This window comes from Pantoea sp. K16 (assembly GCF_048452805.1).
Lineage (GTDB): Bacteria > Pseudomonadota > Gammaproteobacteria > Enterobacterales > Enterobacteriaceae > Pantoea > Pantoea agglomerans.
Genome location: NZ_JBLWNV010000017.1, coordinates 76,989 through 97,737 on the forward strand (window position 1 = coordinate 76,989; position 20,749 = coordinate 97,737).

Genomic DNA, 20,749 nt, shown 5'->3' on the forward strand with positions numbered 1-20,749 from the left:
TTGACGTCTGCCATACCAGACGCGAGACTAAGGCGATATTTCACTACAGGTCTGAAACCATGACGCAGAAAAAAATCGCCATCATCGGCGAATGCATGATTGAGCTGTCCGAAAAGGGTGAGAACATTAAACGTGGCTTTGGCGGCGATACGCTCAATACGGCCGTTTATCTCGCCCGCCAGGTTGATGAGCAGCAGTTACGGGTCGATTATGTCACTGCGCTGGGTACGGATTCGTTCAGCGATCAAATGATCGCTGCCTGGCAGCAGGAGAAGGTCAATACTGACCTGATTCAGCGGCTCGATAATAAAATGCCGGGCCTGTATTTCATTGAAACCGATGCCGACGGTGAGCGCACCTTCTGGTACTGGCGCAGTGATGCCGCCGCGCGTTACTGGCTCGACAGCCCGCAATCAGCAGAGATAGCTGAACAGCTGTCGCACTACGATTATCTCTACCTCAGCGGCATCAGCCTGGCGATTCTGCCGCCTGCCAGTCGTGAAAAGCTGATGCTGCTGCTGGCGCGCTGCCGGGCTAATGGCGGCAAGGTGATTTTCGATAACAACTACCGCCCGCGTTTATGGGCCAATCGGGCCAGCACGCAGGCCGCTTATCGCGCCATGCTCAACTGCACCGATATCGCCTTCCTGACACTGGATGATGAACATCTGCTCTGGGGCGAAGAGCCGCTGGATGACGTTATCGCGCGTACCCGTCAGGCGGGTGCCAGCGAAATCGTGATTAAGCGCGGTGCAGACTCCTGCCTGGTGGTCACCGGCGACGCACCGCTGATTGATGTACCTGCGGTACGTCTGGCGAAAGAGAAAGTGATCGATACCACCGCAGCCGGTGATTCGTTCAGTGCCGGTTATCTGGCTCGCCGTCTGACCGGCGCCTCTGCAGAGGTCGCCGCGCAGCGCGGACACCTGACTGCCAGCACCGTGATTCAGCATCGCGGCGCGATTATTCCGGCTGAGGCGATGCCTGACTGACAGAGCGGCAGCCAGCGTCGTTGATACAGGTACTGATCGTGCCGATGCCAGAAAATGCGCCCGAGGGCGCATTTTTTTAGGCTGCTGGTAACGTCTGGCTGCGTGACTGTAACCGATGCTATCCGTTCCCAGATGAGACTGGCACGTTAGCCCCTGCAGCGTGGCGGTGTGATCCTGACGCTAAAATCATTATGTCGCCTTAAGAACGCACAGCGTGATATCCGGTAAATTGCGGCTAATAAAGCGGGCCGTGCCAGCTATTTACCTTAAGCGGAAAAATTGTGGTTAATAACAGATCCCCTGCGGTCTCCCCCTTCAATCTCTCTTATAATTTATTGATTAAAATTAATAAGTTAAACAAACAGATCCACCACCAGGCATAGTCCGAATCTGGTCAGATCCCCCCTTTTCGGATGGACGACTGCCTGAAAAAAGACCATCTTTTAATCAAAAGACAGCAGGACGCTGTTCTCTCCGGCCGCGAACAAAACAATTAAAATATTCCCCGCATCAGGATCTATTTATGCACACAGAAATTATTAATATCTGGCCACACGGTGATGCGCCAGGCGCCAGCGATTCGCGCGCACAGCCGCAGATTGTCGACATGGCAAAAGAGTATGAGCCTTACGATCGGGCCGCTACCGGCGTACGTTGCCCGGAGATGGCGATCTGGCATCCGGTCGAATCAAACGGGATTACCCTGCTGGTCGCACCGGGCGGTGGCTATCAGCGCGTGATGATCGATCGTGAAGGCAGCGCCCTGGCGACATTCTTTACCTCAATGGGTTACACCCTGGCGGTGATGACCTATCGCCTGCCCTATGATGGACATCACGAAGGCCCCGACGCGCCGCTGGCCGATGCTCAGCGCGCGGTACGCGTCCTGCGTGAACGGGCGCAGCGCGGTCTGAATGGTAAATATATCGTCATGATGGGCTTTTCGGCGGGTGGTCACGTGGCTGCCAGTCTGGGTACGCGTTTCGCAGAGAAACTCTATCCGGTGCAGGATGGCGCAGAAAACTTCTCGCCGCGTCCGGATGCGATGGTCCTGGTCTATCCGGTAATCAGCATGCGGGACGGCATCGCCCATGAAGGAGCCAGAACCCGCCTGCTGGGTGCCTGGCCCGATCAGAAAACCATTGACGCTTATTCAATGGAAACCCGGGTTCATCCGCTGGTGCCGCCAACGCTGTTGATCCACGCAGCCGACGATGATGATGTATCAGTGAATCACAGCATGGCGTTTTTTGGCGCACTGCGTGAGCATAAGGTCCCGGCAGAGGTGCATTTCTATCAGAAAGGCGGGCACGGATTTGGGATCCGCGGCGTGGCAGATTTGCCCCTCGCCAGCTGGCCGATGTTAGTGACCGAGTGGCTCAGGGCAAAAACCTGACTTTATGCGGCTGGCGGAACGTCTTTGACGTTGCTATCCGGCGGACTGGCTTCATTGCTGGTCGCCGGTGCCGCTGGCGGTGCCATCACTTTGTCCCAGTTGTTTTGCAGGCTCTTCACGTTGGTTTCCGCTTCGCCTTCCGGCTGAATCAGTACCATCATCAGTTCCTGCGTCAGCTGCTGACGCAGCTCCTGGTTTAACTGTTCGCGGGTCAGGCCGGCCAGGAAAGTCTGACGCAGCTTCTGATACTGCTCAGGTGCGATATCGACTACGGCGTTCTGCTGGGAGCGCAGACGCTGGCTCATCAGCACATCCGTATCGGTGCGGGCATAGGTGGTAAACAGCTTGTTCAGCTCCAGCAGCTTCTGCGCCATCAGCGCATCAAACTCCTCCTGCGGCAAGCCTTTGTCACGCACGTTTGCCAGCTCACGCGCCACCAGATTCATATTCTGCGCCAGATTTTCGTTGCGTCCATCCAGGTTGATGGAGCACTGCGCACGCTGATAAAGCACACGGCAATCAAATCCCACCTGTATGCCCTGTGCCTTGCTGTCACTGAGCGCACGCTGGACATGCCAGAACAGCGCTTCACGCGCCAGATCGCCCTGCCAGTAACGCTGCAGATTCTGGGAGTCACGAATCGGTTGCCACGGCGTATCCCATACCAGCGAGAGGCGATCCTGCGTCATGTTGCTGCTGACCAGATTTACCGGCTCGTGCGGCAGCGGCGACAGGGTGGGCAGTGGCGCAGGCGTTTCACGTTTGCCGGTTAACGCCGAGAAGGTTTTATTGATCTGCTCAGAGAGGTTGCGGCTGTCGACATTCCCCACCACGTAGAGCGTCATCGCATCCGGGGTGTACCACTGATGATAAAAATCATTGAGCTGGGTTAAATCAACCGGCGCGCGTGGTTGCGCTGCGGGGTCATGCGCCAGCAGCGCGGAGCCTTTCAGGCGGTAGCGCCACCAGACATCCTGGGTATCTTTCGGCCAGGTCGCCACCGGATCCGATGCCGCCAGCGCGGTATTAACCACCTGTTCGGTGATGGCCATATTGCCCGCCGTGGCCGCCAGCCAGTTCAGCGCTTCTTTCAGCAACTCAGGGCGGTTATTCGGCAGGCTCAGATTATATTGGGTGGAATCATAGGAGGTGATCACAGGTGGCAGCGGATGCTGTGGATCCATCGCCTGTTGCCATAGCGCGCGCTGCTGATGGTTATCAAGCGCGGTGTTGTGCACCATCGCCAGACGCGGCAGCAGATGGCTGAAGCCGGCCTGTTGCGCACTCTCTACCAGCGAGCCGGTATTCACCACCAGCCGCAGTTCAATACGGTCACTGGGGCGTTGCGGTGTGGCCAGTAACTGCCAGTTAAATCCATTATCCAGCTTGCCTTCCTGCCAGGCCGGATCCGGTTGCAGCGTTTCTGCCTGGAGACCAAAGCTGCTTGCCAGCACTAATCCACCAACCAAAAGCCGAATTCTGGTGCCCTGCATGTGAACCCCTACTCAAATAATTCAAATATCGTTATCACTGGCGCATATTGCCGCTGTTATTAACGAATCGGCTGGCGCCGAATCGCGCTGTTATCCAACAACAAAGTGTTTGACCACAGGAAGCTCAGGATGTCGCGTAACGAAGTGAAAAACGTCAAAAAAAACAAGTGGGGTTTATTATGCAAATGCCCGCTGTCAGGGCAAGCGACAGCGGGCATTTGTGGGGATTTAAGTGAAATTCAATGATTAAATTGAAGATTCAGACGCTTTATTCTCCTTATTCCGGCCTGCCAGCGTGTCGGTCAGCTGTTTATGATCCAGCTGATCGACCCACTTCGCCACCACCACGGTCGCCACACCGTTACCGATCAGGTTGGTCAGCGCACGGGCTTCGGACATAAAGCGGTCGATACCAAGAATCAGCGCCAGACCCGCCACCGGCAGATGTCCCACCGCAGAGAGCGTCGCCGCCAGCACGATAAATCCGCTCCCGGTTACCCCCGCCGCGCCTTTGGAGGAGAGCAGCAGCACCACCAGCAGCGTAATCTGATGGAAAATGTCCATGTGCGCATTGGTCGCCTGAGCGATAAATACTGCCGCCATGGTCAGGTAAATCGAGGTGCCGTCCAGGTTAAAGGAGTAACCGGTGGGGATCACCAGCCCTACTACCGATTTCTTGCAGCCCAGCTTCTCCATCTTATCCAGCATGCGCGGCAGCGCAGACTCGGAAGAGGAAGTGCCCAGCACAATCAGCAGCTCTTCTTTGATATAGGCGATGAACTTAAAGATGCTGAATCCGGCGAACAGGCGTGCAATCAGCCCCAGCACGATCACCACAAACAGAATACAGGTGATGTAGAAGCAGATAATCAGCTGGCCGAGCTGCACCAGTGAGCCCACGCCATACTTGCCGATAGTGAACGCCATCGCGCCAAATGCCCCTATCGGTGCCAGACGCATGATCATGTTGATGATGCCGAAAATCACTTTTGAGAAGCTTTCAATCACGTTGAAAATCAGCGTGCCAGTGTTACCCAGACGATGCAGGGCAAAACCAAACAGAATGGCAAACAGCAGCACCTGTAGAATATTGCCGCTGGCAAAGGCGCCAATCACGCTGTTGGGGATGACATCCAGCAGGAAAGCAACGATGCCCTGCTGTTCTGCCTGTTGCGCATAAATCGCCACGGCTTTGGCATCCAGCGTGGCAGGATCAACGTTCATCCCGGCACCTGGCTGCACCACGTTCACCACGATCAGGCCGATAATCAGCGCGATGGTGCTGACAATTTCAAAATAGAGCAGTGCAACCGCGCCGGTCCGTCCAACCGCTTTCATGCTTTCCATGCCAGCGATGCCGGTCACCACGGTACAGAAAATTACCGGGGCGATAATCATCTTGATTAACTTAACAAAGCCATCTCCCAGCGGCTTCATCTGGGTCCCTAACTCCGGGTAAAAATGGCCTAACAAAACGCCGATGCCAATCGCCATCAGCACCTGGAAATAAAGGCTTTTAAAAAGTGAGGTTTTCATAAACAGGTGTCCACTAACGCCGTGAGGTGATGTTGTCGGATTCGTTATTGTGACTGGCGGGCAACAGAGGTGGCGCCTGACAGTAACCCGAAAATAACACTCTGTTTACGTGATTAATACAGGGTGACAAACGCCCAGGAAACCCGGGGATCGTAATTCTGAACTGAAACGCTTCAGCAGGGGGTTTTGTAACTAAAATTCTCGCAAAATCAATGAATCAGGCAATTATTGCGGTAGTGAGGAGTTTTCGATCCATGCCTGATTGAATCGGGTCAGAGGCAGCGCTTCAGCATACAGATAGCCCTGTCCGATAGAGATGCCGCGCGCCAGCAGCCAGTCACGTTGTTCCGCTGTCTCCACGCCTTCGGCAATCACCTCCAGATGGATAATCTCGGCGATGGCCGCCACGATGCAGACCATGGTGTCGTCATGCGGCAGCGCCGCCACGAAGCTGCGATCCATCTTCAGCTTGTTAACCGGCAACGCTTTCAGCTGATGGAGGTAGTTAAGGTTGGAGTAGCCCATGCCGAAATCGTCCAGAGCCACGGCTACGCCGGTCTGCTGCAGCATCCGCAGCATCGATATCGCCTGTTCAGCATCATCAAGCTGAGCCGTTTCTGTCACTTCCAGCACGAAGGTGCCAGGTGCGATGCGGTGGCGCGTCAGCAGGGATTGCAGATGAGAGACCACGCCCGTGTCACGCAGTTGCACAGCGGAAATATTCACACTCAGCGGCAACATAATGCCCTGTCGCTGCCAGCCTGCCAGAATGCGGCACGCCTCTTCAAACACCCAGCGGCCAATCGCGCTAATCACGCCAATCTCTTCGGCACTGGCAATAAACTCTTCGGTCAGACCGTAGCTGCCGTCGGGCTGGCGCATACGCAGCAGCGCTTCCGCGCCGACTAACGTGCTGGTGCGCATATCGACCTGCGGTTGCAGATAGAGGGCGAACTGCTCATTGTGCAGCCCCTGCAGAATATCATGCTCCTGGGTCAGACGTTTTTGCGCGCGCTCGGTTAACGCGGCGTCAAAGAACAGGATCTGATTTTTGCCCTGATGACGGGCCGACATCATCGCTGAGGTCGCGCGGCCAAGCAGATCACTGGCGCTCAGCGGCTGATCATCGCGCAGCGCCAGACCAATGCTGACGTTAGGACGCAGCTGCAGCTGATAAAGGTTGACTGGCTGATTAAGGCGAATCATCAGGTTACGGGCCAGACGCAGGGCGCGGAACGGATTGCTGGCACGCTTCATTAACAGAACAAAGTCGCTGGTCCCGGTCTGCGCCAGCAGAGTATGGTCATCCAGCGTATTACGGATCTTCTCCACCAGCGTCAGCATCAGCGTATCGCGCTGCTCATCGCTTAATACGCCGTTGGCTTCCTGCAGGGTTTCAATGCGGATCACCATCAGCCCCAGCGGCTGTTCCGGGCTGCTCATGAACTGCTCGACCAGCGCCAGAAACAGGGTACGGTTGGGCAGATCGGTCACGGGAAAATGGGTGGTCAGCCGGCTCATCTCATCATGTATCGACTCCAGCACCTGCTGATTGCGGTTGTAGCTGCGGATCAGCATGCCGATTTCATCATCGCGGTGGCTCTGCGGCAGTGACAGCTTATGCGTCAGAATCGACTGCGGCGGCAGCTCCTGCAGCTCCCGCGAGAGATTGCGCAGCGGATGCACCACCAGCCGGTTGATACACCAGCTGATCGCCACTGACAGGATCAGTGCCAGCAGCAGATAGGTGATAATCATGGTCGAGAGCGTGCTGAGAATAAACTGGTAGACGCGCGTCGAGTTAGCCTGCAGCACCAGATAGGCCAGCGGTTTCGGCATCCCGGTATTTTCCACTGAATAGAGCGGCAGGGTAATCTGCACCGGCAGCTCAAACAGTCGCGCCACCAGACGCGGCACCGGTTTCTCCGTTTCGAAGTCGGCATGCAGAGCCTGAAACGCATTCGGCAGCACCACATCGGCGCGCGATAAAATACCGGCAGGTTTCAGTGAATGGAGAATGCGTTCAGCCTGAGAAATATCGGCGCGCAGTACCGCTTCCGACAGCGGCTGGCGGACGGTGTGTGCGATATTCTCCATCTGCTGGGCGTAGTCAATCCTGCGCTGCTGCACAAAATGAAACAGTTGGATGACGATAAAGATGCTGATGGTGATAACCGCAACCAGCGAAACTGTCGCCATCTGCTTTATCGTAAGTGACCGGCTTACGCGCAAAAATATTCTCCTGACGATGAAAAAAGCCCAGATAGCAGACAGTACAATGCCCGCCAGTATATCCCATAAACTGACTTTTTTACCGTCTGAAAAGTCCGGCTTTTTCCCGGTCGGGATTATTTAAAATCCGCGTAAGGGGTCAGCGGCTGTGGCGGCATATCCAGATCCCCTTCCCAGCCTGCGGCAGAGTAACGCACGTAGATAAGCCCATGACTTGGGGTATAGTCTTTCGCCTGTTGAATATCGACGCCCACCCCGATAAACCAGGCGGGCGTGATACGACGTTCAACCACGCCCTGCAGCGTATACCCCGTGCCGCTACCGGTGCTGCTGGCGGAAACGGGATTGCTGGCAAGGGTAAAGCCGGGATTGACCGGATAGCGCTGCTGCGCATCGGTTTTCGAATGTGACCAGGAAACCGAGCCGCCCAGGTCGAACGACCAGTTTTCTGTCCGCTGTCGCCAGGTGACCGGCACGGAAAAGGAGAGATACTGCTGCGGACTGTAGTAGCCGCCCTGACCGAAGGTGTAATCGCTGAGATCCTTCTGATAGTGCCAGAGCATACTGTTCAGCCCGACGGTGGCCCGGCGATTATCGCTATTAATGAGCTTGTAGTAGTAGCCGGCCATTAAGCGCTCGCGACTGTTATCCGCAACGTTTTTACCGGTGATCTGATGCGCGCTGATGTCGCCCCAGACACCGTGTGCGCCGCCCTGATCGTAACTCAGCCCGATGCTGCCACCCGTTGCCACTACGCCGCCCCAGCTTTTTCCACCGTTGGCTGATGGATCGCGCGCGCCCGCGTAGGAAAGCAGCGAACTGGCGATCGGCCGTCGCGAGGCGGTCAGCGTCACGCCAAGATCCCTGACGTCAGTTTTCCAGCTCAGGCCGCCGGTCCAGTTGGTCACCTCAAAGCCCAGCGGCGTGGTACCCAGATCCGCTGACCAGCGGTCATTATGCCAGCCGACGCCCAGCGCAGTGCCCTCGGCGCGCTGACTGGCATCGCGGCTGCATCCGCCGGAACTGGCGTCGTCGCAGCTACCAAACTGCTCGTCGAAGCTGCCGTTGCGGGTGGTAAAACTTCCTGCTGAGACGTCCACCCGGTCGAGACGGAAAAAGCCGCGTCCGTCGGCAAACGGACTTTCCGCCTGCAGCATGGTGGTATGGGCAGTAAAGTCGGAGACCCCAGCCGTACCCTTATTGCGCGAATAATCCTGCTGCACCGTCAGCGTGGTCTCACGCTGACGATAGAGATCTGCGGTGTCGCTGCGAATACTGCGCTTCAGCCAGTCATCCTGTTCCTGAGAGCGTGTCGCGCGGCTGATACTTTCGCCGCTGCCGATACCGATGGCCGTCATCGCCTGACGATAATCCGCCAGCGCGATCTCTGGCTGCTGCTGTGTGCGCTCCAGCCGTGCCGCATCACGAAACACCAGTGCCTTATCCTGCGAAGGCGGCAGTGACGCAGCGCGCTGCTTCAGGCTGGCAAAGCGCACGGCAGCCTGCGTGGTTTCGCCCACCGCCTGCCATGCCAGCGCGGCGCGGCGATCGGCATTAAGAGTGTTGGGCTGGGCTGGCTGCTGCTCAAGTGCCTGTCGTGCTTCGCTGTTGCGCTGGAGCGCGACCAGCGCTTCGATTCGTCCCAGCGCTGCGTCGCTGTTGTCAGCTTCACCTGACAGCACCTGCTGATAGATCTCCAGAGCCTGCTGTGCGTCCCCGCGAGCCAGCGCCCAGTCGGCCAGCGTCAGGTCGCGTCGGCTGGAAACCGGCTGCTGGTAAAGCAGCGTCACCGCTGCCCGCTCCTGCCCTGCCGCACGAAGCGCTTCGGCGCTGGCAAAAATTTTATCCTGCCCGAGCCGGTCAGCCAGCTCATGCATATTGCTGTTCCACTGCGTTTCAGGCAGGCGATGCAGCGTTGCCAGTGCGGCGTCATCATTATCCCGGCTGGAAAGGTAGAGCGCGGCGGCGTAGAGCGCGGTCGCATCGCCGGGATGCTGCTGTTGCAGCGTCGCGATCTGCGCATCCGCCTGTTGGGTGGCCCCACCGTCGCGTAGCGCGCTCGCCAGCCGATAACTGAGCCAGACGTCATCCGGCTGCAGCGCCAGCGCCGCCCGATACTTCTCTGCCGCCTGCGGCCATTTATTCTGCCGGGCGAGCGCATCGGCCTCGGCGCGCAGGCTGTCACTGCGCAGCGCGCGCAACGTTCCCGCCATCTCGCGCTGCTGCCCGGCGGGTAGCGTACTGATAAACTGCATGACGCGGGCAGGCGACTCGGCCTGATAAAGCCCGGCCAGGCGACGCACGGTGGTGGTGTTGGTCGCGTCCAGCCGCAGCGCATGCTGCCAGAACAGTTCGGCACCTGCCGCATCTTTGCGCGCCATCGCCACATCGCCCAGGCCAATCAGGGCATAGCTGTCGGTGCTATCAATTTTCTGTGCGGCGCGGTAGGCGCGTTCGGCCCCCTCAACGTCATGCTGCGCCAGCGCCTTATCGCCCTGTTCGACCGCCAGCCAGTAACGGTTAGTCTGCAGCAGTGACTGCCATTTGCCGATCAGCGTACTCTGCTTGCCCGCCTCAACGGCGCGTTCCAGCCAGAGCACCGCCACATCACGATGGCCGGCGCGTGCCTGAGTCTGCCCCATTGCACCCATCAGTTCGGCGTCGTTGGGGTTATCCTTCAGTGCCCGGCTAAGCGCTGCCATCGCATTATTCACATCGCCCGCCTCGACCAGCGCCAGGCCACGCATCCGCTCGCGATAGGCGGGATCGGCGAGCTGCGCCTGCTGCTTCGCCAGCACATCCGCGCCCTGCTGGTGTGCGTCGCCGTCGGTAAAAACAGCCAGGTAGGCGTTTAACTGCGCCACGCTGCTGTCGCTGACCGGCTGATCGTTGATCTGCTGCAGCCAGAGATCGGCGGCGGCGGCGCGTCCGCCGTTGCTGTTTGCCAGCTTTTTCAACTGCGCTATCGCCTGCTCCGGCTGCTGTTGATCAAATGCCATGCGTGCAATTTGCAACTCAACCCCGATATTGCCCGGGTAGCGCTGCTCCAGCGCCTGCAGCTGCTGGTAAGCGACGCTCTCCTGACCGGGAATGCGTGCCAGCAGCCGCCAGTATTCCAGCGCCGTGTTCGCATCCGGAAAAACCCCTCCGAACAATGCATCGTAAGCACTTTTCGCCTCCGCCAGGCGCCCCGAGGTGGCGAGCAGGCGCGCCTGCTGCAACTGCTGACGCCCATCCGACGATATCAGCGTCAGGCCGACGGCGGATTCACGCGTCGCGGCGGAGTCGGGCGCAACCTTTTTCAGCTGCTCCAGCAGCATCTGCGCTTTAGGGATATCGCCCTGACGCAGCGCCAGCCGCAGGCGAGCCGCCAGCACCTGCGGATTATCGGGATCGATCTTCTCAAGCCGGTAGAGCGATTGCTGCACCAGATCGTATTTGTTGGTCGACTCGCCGGTGCGTACCTGTGACAGCAACCATTCGACCGGCGACACCTCCGATCCGTCGACCGGTGCAGCCAGCCCCGGCAGCGCACTCAGTGCGCCGAGCAGCATGCCTGCCCGCAGCACCTGTGCGTTATTCATCTTCATCCAGTAAACGACGACGGGTAATAATTCGCATCAGACGCCAGGTCATCAGCGCGAACAGCACCACCACAAAGAGTGCGCAGAATGCCAGCCAGAAGGGATGGACGGAGAGTAGCGACCAGAGACGCTCCCACCACGGCAGATGACCAACGTAGTAGCTCTCTCCCACGCGCAGACTGTTAACCCCTGACTCGCGGATCACCACGGTGGAGCCAGACATCGTGCCACGCTTGCCGCTGTCACCCATCGCCTCGTTGAGCAACTGCCAGCTGCGCGGCGTGCCATCGGCGAGCAACGCGACAACGCTGCGCTGATCGTAAAAAGGTGACTGGAAGCCAATCACCGTTGCCAGCGGGCCGCGGGAGCTGATAGTCGTCGTGCTTTCTGCCGCCTGCTCGCGCTGACTTTGCGGGTTCACCTCCGGAGTGATTTGTCGCACAGGCTCTTTCAGCCAGCTGGCGGTGGCGTCGACCAGCGCCGGGATCCGCTGGTCATCCTGAAGATCTTTGGGGATGACGCCGATCATCAGCAGATCCACATCCTGCTTCTTCGCCGTGGCCCAGTCATCGGTCAACTGAACGCGCAGCGCCGGATAGCCGGTTTGCGCACCCATATTGCCCAACGTATTCAGCAGCGTGCTGACCTGCTCTGCATCGGGTTTTGGCGGCATCAGTACCAGGGTTTGCGCCAGATCGGCGTAGCGGCTGAACGGAAAGCCCGCATTCGCCCAGGCGCGCAACGACGGCATTTCGATGTAGTGGCGATAGCCGGAAAAATCGATGCTGGAATTGTCGTCCACCACCACATGATGCGTAATCGGCGTTGCGGTTTCACAGCGTCCATCCGCGTTGCCGCTGATGGTGATGTTGGCGTAATCAAAATCAAAGCGCAGCTGATTCACCACCCCGAGGCGCAGCGCCGGAATCAGCAGCTCATGGCTCTTGTCCAGCATTCCCTGAATCAGCGGAATATGCAGCAGCTGCTGACCCGTCGTATTTTTCGGCGGCAGCGGATAATCCTGAATGAACTGATTATTCAGGTTGACCGCCAGCCGTGAGCCATCCGACTGGAAAGGCGCGGTATAGCGATAGCTCAGATCCATGTCGATACCGCGCGCGCGAACCAGGAAGAGATCGGGCGGCAGATTGAGGGTCAGGCTGACGGGATTAGGCTGCACCCCATCAGACTGCAACTGATTCTCATATTGCGTCAGTTCGGCGAAAGTGGTGCGGCGATCGGTCCGCACCCAGTTAGGGGCATCATAAGCCTGGCGCGGGGAGAGCAGCTTAACGCTGTCGATGGTTGAGGTATCGCCGCGCAGCAGCAGCTCACCCTGGGCGATACCCTGAACCGCCGTCAGCAGGTCCTCATCGTTGCGTCCCAGAATCAGCAGCATTTTTTCATACGGATTATCGGGCTGGCTGACAATCTCTACTGTGGGTTTTGTCACCGGCGGCAGATCTTTCAGGAAATCCGGGCGCGCATCGTTGGTGGCAAACACCACCGCATGCTGCTGTTGCGGCAGCTGGTTATACAGCACCGGGAAACGCTGCCCGCGCCAGCTCGTTTTGCTGCCAAACCAGGAAGCAAGAATGGCGGCAGCCCGCTGCTGCGTGACATCCGGCTGGGCGCTGAACACCATCGGCAGGATCAGTGGTCGCGTATCCCGCGAATCAAAAAAGGGTTCCGGGAAGTGGGAGAGGTCATTTTTCAGCGGCAGTTTTTGCAGCGTCAGATCGATGCCGCTCTGTTTGCCGATATCCAGCCAGATTGCGCTATTGGCAGGATTTTCACAGACGTTGGCGTAGTGGCCCACCAGCTCGAAACGCACGCGGTTAAAGTCGGCGATGTAACGCGGATCGATCGACAGCTGCGTCTGGATCTCTTTACCCAGCTGTTCCGGCGTCAGGGTAATCAGACCGACCAGCTCATCATTGAGATAAACCTTCAGCTGCGACAGCGTCGGCAGCAGTGCGGGCGAAGGCCGAAAGCTAAGGTTCAGCAACGCGCGCGTCACCACCTCATCGCTGCGCACACCGAACTCAATCTGTCCGGTAGTGCGGGTGCCACGCAGCGTCATGCTGCCAGGCGGCGGTGCCAGCTGGGCAAAGCTCAGCTGGCTGTTCCGCAGCGGCGCGCCGTTATCCTGCGGTAAAGATTGCACAGGCGTTACACCAGCGATGTTTGCGGGCGCGTCCTCCTGCGCGGCGGCACAGCTTAACGTTGCACTGCCCAACAGCAGAGCGGCAAACCACCTGTTTACTCTCGGTATCGTCATATCATCAACTCAATGCGTTTTTTGAAGCTGGCACACGTCCGATGCCTTGCGGCAACAGCGAAGCCAGCCAGCTCACCCCAACGGTAAGCAGGTTAAACAGCCGACGTAACTGCGGCGGGCCATATTCCGCCAGGCGCAGGTAACCTTTGAAACCGAGGATCATGATATCGGCGAGGCTCTGGACCGGTTTATCTTCCGGAAAACCGTCCTGCCACAGCGCCCAGGTATCGGCGCGGGCGAAGGTACACTGGATAAATTCAATATGCTGCTGAGTGGTCAGTTGATGGAGACGCACGCCAGCCCGGTGGCCAAAGACACGCTGCACCTGGCACGGGAAGCTGAACTCCTGCTGTCCACGACGCAGCAGCAGCCACACTTTTTCATTCTCCCGCAGCGCATCCGGCTCGCGCATCTCCAGCCCGACGCCGCCGTCAGAGTAGTCACGCAGCGTACAGGGCAGCATATGACCATCTTCGCGTGCAATGGCGGCCGGCATGGCGATCTCCACCCGGTGCGCCTCACGGATCTGCCGTGCTTCAACCGAAACCGCTACCGCACCGCCAAGAATAATCATGTTATAGAGCACCCAAATCAGGCTCACCCATACCGTCAGTACCTCATTGGCCGGACCGTGCTGCATGCGCCAGAACGCCATCAAAACCCCTGCGAGGTTGAGCAGCACCAGCAGCATATAGGGCTTGGTTATCACCCAGTCCAGATGCTCCTCCTCTACCAGCCCGCCTTTTGCGGTGACGTTAAACTTCCCTTTATGAGGATTGAACAGCGCCACGGTGGTAGGCCGGGCGATATACCAGGCCAGCACCGTCTCGTAGACCTCGCTCCAGAAAGAGTGTCGCCAGCGTCCCTGAATACGCGAGTTGGTGAGGCTGGTATGCAGCATATGGGGCAAAACATAAATGGCGATCGCCAGCGCAGGTGCGTAGATGATGTAGGCATGACAGAGCAGAAACGCCAGCGGCGCCAGCAGGAAGACCAGCCGCGGAATGCCAGAGAGAAAGTGCAGCATGGCGTTGGCATAACAGAGCCGCTGTACCCACTTCAGCCCCTTACCAAATAGCGGGTTATCAAGGCGGAAGATCTGCACCATACCGCGTGCCCAGCGGATACGCTGTCCGATATGCGCTGACAGACTTTCGGTCGCCAGTCCGGCCGCCTGAGGAATGCGGATGTAGGCCGAAGTGTAGCCGCGCCGGTGCAGCCGCAGCGAGGTATGGGCATCTTCGGTAACGGTTTCCACCGCAATACCGCCAATTTCATCCAGTGCGCTGCGGCGCAGCACGGCGCAGGAGCCGCAGAAAAAGGTGGCATCCCAGGTATCATTACCGTCCTGCACCAGTCCATAAAAGAGCGAACCCTCATTGGGCGTACGACGAAACCGCCCGAGATTGCGCTCAAACGGATCAGGCGAGAAGAAGTGATGTGGCGTCTGCATCATCGCCAGCCGGGGATCTTTAATAAACCAGCCCATGGTCATCTGCAAAAAGGCGCGCGTCGGCACATGGTCACAGTCGAAAATCACCACAAATTCGCTGCGGCAGTACTTTTTCAGCGCGTGATTGATATTGCCGGCCTTGGCGTGCTCATGGGTGGGACGGACGACATAGTTGATACCCACGCTGGCGGCAAAGTCGCGGAATTCCGGCCGGTCGCCGTCGTCGAGCAGATAGATATTCAGGCGGTCTTTCGGCCAGTCGATGCCCATGGCAGCGTAGATGGTGGGTCTGACCACGCTGAGCGGTTCGTTGTAGGTTGGCACCAGCAGATCGATGCCTGGCCACTGATCCCGATCGACAGGCATCGACACTGGCTGACGATTAAGCGGCCAGAGCGTCTGAAAATAGCCCAGCACCAGCACCACCCAGGCGTAGGTCTCTGCCGCAATAAGCAGCAGACCAAACACCAGACTCAGCGGATCGTCCCAGTTCAGCGTCGAGGTATAGCGCCACCAGAGGTAGCGGCACGATACGGTCAGCGACAGCACAATCAGCATCATGGTCGGGAAACGCCCCGGGATGCGTCGTACCAGCATCGCCAGACTCCAGAGCAGTACCACAAAGATAAACTGCGTCATCAGGCCAAAGGGCTGGCTGATACAGAGCAGCGCCAGCAACGTGGCAAACAGGGCAGTGACGGCGAAGAGGCTGCGTCGCACCAGCGGCGACAGCCGCTTCAGCCAGTGTTCGATGCGCACATCGATTCCCTGGGTCTGTGAGTGGGCAACGGCCTTGTCCAGCCAGCGGTAGCCATGGTGGCGCCAGCCAGACAGCGCACCGAGGCCACGGAAACCGCCACGAGCGCGATCGCTCTGCGGCAGGATCACCAAAAGCCACAGCGTCTGGATCAGATAACGCAGGATATCCAGCGGTCGCGGCCGCTCCGGCGAAATGTGCGGATAGAGCCGGCGGCGCTGCTGAATAATCCGCTGCCAGCCCGGCGTTTCGAAGCGAAGCAGCATCAGGCCCAGCACCGACCAGAACAGATGGAGTGCACTGGCGAAGCGGGACGCGCCATTGCCTCGCGCGGTGGTATAGCCCCTGTGCAGCGATTGCCAGGCGGGCGCTGTTAACAGCCAGCACAACGGATTCAAGAGCTCACTCCATTCAGATTGAGCAGCAGCCAGCTTGCCAGCGTGATGATCTCTTCACTGACCAACGCATGTGGCCGGTATTCACCGACCGGCTGCTTCATCATCAGCGCTTCTGCCAGCGCCTCATCCCGGTGGATCAGCAGCGGTATCAGCGGATTCAGCGAGGCCATCCAGAGCTGATGCAGATCCTGCTGCAGACGGCTGTTGGCATTAAACTGATTGATAATAAACCGGGTGCGCGCCGGAAACTGGCGCTGGCTAAGCCGTAAATGGCAATTCGCGTCTGGCTGAGTGACGCACAACAGGCTGTCCAGCGTGGGATAGAGCGTTTCATGCCAGGGCAGGGTATCGGCAGGCAGATCGAAAATAATCCACTGATAGCGCGCCCGCAGGTCCGGTAATGCCTGGAGCAGCGGCGCGGCGATCGCCTCATTCTGTCTGGCAATAGTCAAAGCATGCTGATGGGAAAGCACCCCGTGAGGCAGCAAATCAGGACCATCGGGATAGCGAAGCCCGCTGTGCTGCCAGTCACCGCCCTCACACAGGGCTTTCATCCAGCCATTATCCTGCTGAGCGGGCAGATTAAAATGCACGCCGAGCTGGCTGACCGGGGAGCCATCGATCAACAATACTCGTTCGCCGAGTGCCGCCAGCGCCCAGCCTAATCCGGCACAAAGAGAAGTCGTGCCGACGCCGCCCCGTACGCCCTGAAGCGCGATCTGCGGCATCAGCGATCGGTCTCAGACTGGCTGGCAAGGGTTTCCGCTAACAGCGGCCAGCGCGACACGATCGCTTTCAGGCGCTCTTCCCGCGCAATGTCGACATAGCGGAAAGAGTGCAAAGAAAACGCATCGCGCAACGCGCTAATATCATCCTGACGATCGCCATCAGCGGCAACAGGGTTATAGAGATTGTGGTTTTTCATTACTGTTCGCCAAAAATAAAACAACGTCACACTCAGGATGACCGACTGCGCGTACGCGTAAAGGAAAGTTGAAAAATATTTCCAGAAACGCGGCAATTGCAGAACAATGTGAGCCGGCCTGTGATTAGCAATGTTTAAATTTCTCAGGTTACATCCCGGCCTGTCTATAATAAGCTAGCCTGGACTGGAAAAATAACGAATTCAATATGAAAAATTCTTTTTCGCTGGGGCTGTTGCATGTTCAGCCTGAATTAACGGCATTGCAAACGCCCGGCTGTTATTGGGTGACCTGTGCGCGGCAGGATGACGCCCGCACTTTTATTCGACAGGTAATTTCACATCAGCAGGCCGTAACGCTGATCAGCGCTGACCAGCCGCCGCGTGATTTGCTGACGCCCGACCCACCTGGCGGACCCGATCGTATTCCGCTGTTTTCTCTTTCCAAAAGCAAAGGCAGTTTGTTGCAGCTGGAAAGTGATTTTCTGCGCACGCTCGGCAGTAAAAATGGGTTAGTGATATTTAATAGCAGCGCAGCGCAATGGGATAAGCTTGATGACGCAGAATTATCCCGCTGGATAAAGGGCATGCGTCAGACGCTGCATAAAAGAAAGCTCACCCTTTTAATCGTGACCTCCGGCACCACAATAATAAATCTGAGTAATCATCTTCAGCGTTATTTTCGTCAGCTGGATGGCGTTGCGCATTTGAGCTTTCAGCAGGATAGCTGGCAGTATCGAATTAACTGGTGGTATGCCGCGGAACGCCTGCTTGCCGATCGGGCAATACGTCTGGGCTGTGAAAATGAACGCTTTTTTACCTTAAATGAAAAGCAGGAACCGCTGAGCCTCAACGACGAGCAGCATTATCTTGCGGACAACATCGTGCTCGAGGGCGCGCCGCCGCTTTCACGCCAGTGGCAACTGTTCGAGGATAATGAGCAGGTCTGGTTGCGGGCGCAGCAGGCCAATGCCGCAACGGTGATTTTCAGCCTGACCCGCAGCGAATATATCAACGAACTGGCGAAGATGGTGCACAGCCTGCGTCGTACACGCGGCAACGGACTGAAAATTGTGGTGCGCGAGATGGGTGCAAGCCTGCGTTATAGCGACGAACGTCTGCTGCTGGCCTGCGGTGTAAACGCCATCGTCCCGACCAACGCCACAATGTCGCGCTTTCTGACCACGCTGGAGGGCCTTCAGGGACAGGTGTTTAACCGTCGCGTTCCCGCCAGTCTTGAGGCGTTAACCGCTTCGTTGCAGCCTCTGCATGAGAAAGGCTACCTGCGTCTCGATGCCTTCTGTCAGTCAGTCGGCCAGTTGATCAGCAATACCCTGCTGCCGGAAAATGATAAGGGCCTGCTGGTCGCGTTGCGGCCTGTGCCACAGCTTAAGCCTCAGCAAATCCTGACGCTCTGTAAACCGCGCCGCTTTGGCGACCTGGTCACGGTGCTGGAAGATCGTGTCATCCTTTTCCTCTCTTCCTGCCGCTATAACGACCTTGATAAGGCATTGAAATATATCTTTTCTCTGCCTCACGACGAGCTTTTTGCTAACCGGATGGTCTGGTTTGAGGATAATCAGATCCTCGCAGAAGTCAGCAATATTAAGAAACTGACGCCGATGGCAATTCAGGATCTGACCCCGGTATCAGAGACGGCCCGCGCCGCCGTTGAGAGCCGGCCTGAAACACATGAACGCGCTGCACCGCAGCCCATCACTTTACTGCCGGAGAACAAAGCCTGATGAATCTGATGGACTGGATACAAATTGCGCTACTTATTCTGGTTATCCTGCTGTTTTTAAAGCCATTATATCAAAAATGGCTACCCCGTCGCTGGAACGGCATCATGAATCGTCTGTTGCCAGCGCGCGCGCTTAAATCGGAAGGTCACTGGCAGCGTCAATCCTCTGAAACGGATAGAAAAAATTAATGAATACTGATCAACCCGCGGCGGCCTCCTCTTCCCGCTTCTGGTCCTCCTGGCGCGGACTGGGCGGCTGGAATTTCTACTTTTTACTGAAGTTCGGCCTGCTGTGGTATGGCTATCTCAATTTTCACGCCCTGAGCAATCTGGTGTTTCTCGCCTGGCTGCTTTTTCCGTTACCCTCGGCGCGCCTGCATCGCATCCGCCAGTTGATCTCGATTCCGGTTGGCATCGCGCTGTTCTGGCACGACACCTGGCTGCCAGGACTCAGCAGCATACTCAGCCAGGGCGATCAGCTGGCGGGCTTCTCTGCGGCCTATCTGCTCGACCTGGCCGATCGCTTTATTAACTGGCAAATGGTGGGAGCCGCCTTTGTACTGCTGGTTCTCTATCTGTTTGTTTCACAATGGGTTCGCATCACGGTGCTGGTTTCCCTGATGCTGATCTGGCTTAACGTGCTGACGATTGCTGGCCCGGCGATGTCGCTGCTGCCGACCCGGACGGCTACGCCACAGGTCGTATTGAATCAGACACCCAGCGGCGGCCAGCCAGCCGCCACGCCGGATGGACTGGAGCAGTCTGCGCCGCCGACCAGCGCGAATCTCACCGCCTGGCTGAACCGCTTTCATGAAAGTGAACGCCAGCGCGTGACGCATTTTCCCGACAATCTGCCTGCCGATTCGCAGCCTTTCGACATCCTGGTGATCAATATCTGTTCGCTCGCCTGGTCTGATATGGATGCTTCTCAGCTGCGTAACCATCCGCTGTGGCAGCATTTCGACATCATGCTGAGCAATTACAACGCCGCAACCAGCTACAGCGGACCGGCGGGTATCCGACTGCTGCGTGCCAGTTGTGGCCAGACCTCGCATAGCGATCTCTATAAACCTGCCGATCCGCGTTGCTATCTGTTCGACAATCTGGCGAAGCTGGGCTTTAAAGAGCAGTTGATGATGGATCACACTGGGGTATTCGGTAACTACCTGAAGGAGGTGCGTGAGGGCGGCGATATTCAGGCACCGCTGATGTCACAGGCGGGTATCGCACCAGAACTGACATCATTCGACGGCTCGCCGGTATTCAATGATGCGCAACTGATGCAGCGCTGGCTGGACGACCGCAGCAAAAGCAGCGATGCACGCAGCGCCACCTTCTACAATCTGATCCCGCTGCACGACGGCACCCGTGAACTCGGCAGCACCAAAACGGCACCGTGGAAACCGCGCGCGCAACGACTATTCGATCAGCTTGATGCCTTTATGACGCAGCTGGAGAAGTCGGGCCGCCGCGTCATGGTACTGGTAGTGCCCGAGCACGGTGCCGCGCTGCAGGGAGACAAAATGCAGATGTCCGGCCTGCGCGATATTCCCAGCCCGGATATTACTCACGTACCGGTGGGCATTAAGTTCGTCGGAATGAAGGCGCCGCATCAGGCTCAGCCATTGAACATTGATGCGCCGACCAGCCTGCTGGCCTTGTCAGAGATTGTGTCGCGCGTCGTAGATGGGCAGGTATTTAATGCCCCGAATGTGAATATGTCGGTGCTGACTGACAAGCTGCCACAGACGCCGGTGGTGTCGGAAAATGACGGTGCAGTGGTGATAATGTATCAGGGCAAACCCTGGATCAGGCTGAACGGCGGCGACTGGGTCGCCTATCCGCAGTAACGCGTAACCGCCGGGTTGCAGAGCCGTGACCCGGCAGTTAAAGGCGGGTCAGGCGCGGCGCCTGCTCCCTGTTGAGCGCGTGGCTGTCGATGGCAGAATAGCGGCCAGTGC

General features: G+C 57.8%; 13 protein-coding genes. 5 read left to right on the top strand and 8 right to left on the bottom strand.

Features of this window, described 5'->3' with window-relative positions:
- The first annotated feature begins 59 nt into the window (after positions 1-59).
- Together ACK13D_RS19885 and ACK13D_RS19890 are read left to right on the top strand one after the other, a co-directional pair.
- The gene (locus ACK13D_RS19885; protein WP_346464712.1) at positions 60-992 is read left to right on the top strand and encodes a sugar kinase; all 933 of its coding nucleotides are present in this window, start codon (positions 60-62) and stop codon (positions 990-992) included.
- Between the two features lie 523 nt (positions 993-1,515).
- Positions 1,516-2,388 carry an alpha/beta hydrolase gene (locus ACK13D_RS19890; protein WP_010671660.1) on the top strand — a complete coding sequence of 291 codons (873 nt, stop codon included), beginning with the start codon at positions 1,516-1,518 and terminating at the stop codon, positions 2,386-2,388.
- 2 nt (positions 2,389-2,390) lie between these two features.
- On the opposite strand, the gene ACK13D_RS19895 is transcribed toward ACK13D_RS19890, so the two are convergent.
- From ACK13D_RS19895 to bcsR, 8 genes are all read right to left on the bottom strand, one after another.
- On the bottom strand, positions 2,391-3,881 hold the full coding sequence (locus ACK13D_RS19895; protein ID WP_010257399.1) for a M16 family metallopeptidase: 1,491 nt from the start codon (positions 3,879-3,881) through the stop codon (positions 2,391-2,393).
- Between the two features lie 246 nt (positions 3,882-4,127).
- A complete protein-coding gene (locus ACK13D_RS19900; RefSeq protein ID WP_010257403.1) occupies positions 4,128-5,417 on the bottom strand; it encodes a dicarboxylate/amino acid:cation symporter in 1,290 nt (429 codons plus the stop codon).
- A gap of 225 nt (positions 5,418-5,642) precedes the next feature.
- Positions 5,643-7,649, bottom strand: a complete 2,007-nt coding sequence (gene hmsP, locus ACK13D_RS19905; protein WP_033767592.1) for a biofilm formation regulator HmsP — start codon at positions 7,647-7,649, stop codon at positions 5,643-5,645.
- Positions 7,650-7,765: 116 nt separating this feature from the next.
- Complete coding sequence (gene bcsC, locus ACK13D_RS19910; RefSeq protein ID WP_346464714.1) at positions 7,766-11,233, bottom strand: cellulose synthase complex outer membrane protein BcsC; 3,468 nt, start codon at positions 11,231-11,233, stop codon at positions 7,766-7,768.
- Positions 11,226-13,514 (bottom strand): cellulose biosynthesis cyclic di-GMP-binding regulatory protein BcsB, encoded by a 2,289-nt coding sequence (gene bcsB, locus ACK13D_RS19915; RefSeq protein WP_341576405.1) that lies wholly within the window; start codon positions 13,512-13,514, stop codon positions 11,226-11,228. The genes bcsC and bcsB overlap by 8 nt, the downstream gene beginning before the upstream one ends.
- 4 nt (positions 13,515-13,518) lie before the next feature.
- Entirely contained in the window at positions 13,519-16,122 is a 2,604-nt protein-coding gene (gene bcsA, locus ACK13D_RS19920; RefSeq protein WP_033780842.1) for a UDP-forming cellulose synthase catalytic subunit, read from the bottom strand.
- Complete coding sequence (bcsQ, locus tag ACK13D_RS19925) at positions 16,119-16,850, bottom strand: cellulose biosynthesis protein BcsQ (RefSeq protein WP_010257415.1); 732 nt, start codon at positions 16,848-16,850, stop codon at positions 16,119-16,121. Before bcsQ ends, bcsA begins: the two co-directional genes overlap by 4 nt.
- The gene (gene bcsR / locus ACK13D_RS19930; protein ID WP_010257416.1) at positions 16,850-17,047 is read right to left on the bottom strand and encodes a cellulose biosynthesis protein BcsR; all 198 of its coding nucleotides are present in this window, start codon (positions 17,045-17,047) and stop codon (positions 16,850-16,852) included. The genes bcsQ and bcsR overlap by 1 nt, the downstream gene beginning before the upstream one ends.
- Positions 17,048-17,253: 206 nt before the next feature.
- Between bcsR and bcsE the strand changes: the two genes are divergently transcribed.
- The 3 genes from bcsE to bcsG are packed head-to-tail and all read left to right on the top strand — an operon-like array spanning position 17,254 to position 20,638.
- Positions 17,254-18,789 (top strand): cellulose biosynthesis protein BcsE, encoded by a 1,536-nt coding sequence (gene bcsE, locus ACK13D_RS19935; protein WP_187507124.1) that lies wholly within the window; start codon positions 17,254-17,256, stop codon positions 18,787-18,789.
- Positions 18,789-18,977 (top strand): cellulose biosynthesis protein BcsF, encoded by a 189-nt coding sequence (gene bcsF / locus ACK13D_RS19940; RefSeq protein WP_192073322.1) that lies wholly within the window; start codon positions 18,789-18,791, stop codon positions 18,975-18,977. Before bcsE ends, bcsF begins: the two co-directional genes overlap by 1 nt.
- Positions 18,977-20,638 carry a cellulose biosynthesis protein BcsG gene (gene bcsG, locus ACK13D_RS19945; protein ID WP_256844579.1) on the top strand — a complete coding sequence of 554 codons (1,662 nt, stop codon included), beginning with the start codon at positions 18,977-18,979 and terminating at the stop codon, positions 20,636-20,638. The genes bcsF and bcsG overlap by 1 nt, the downstream gene beginning before the upstream one ends.
- Positions 20,639-20,749 lie beyond the last annotated feature (111 nt).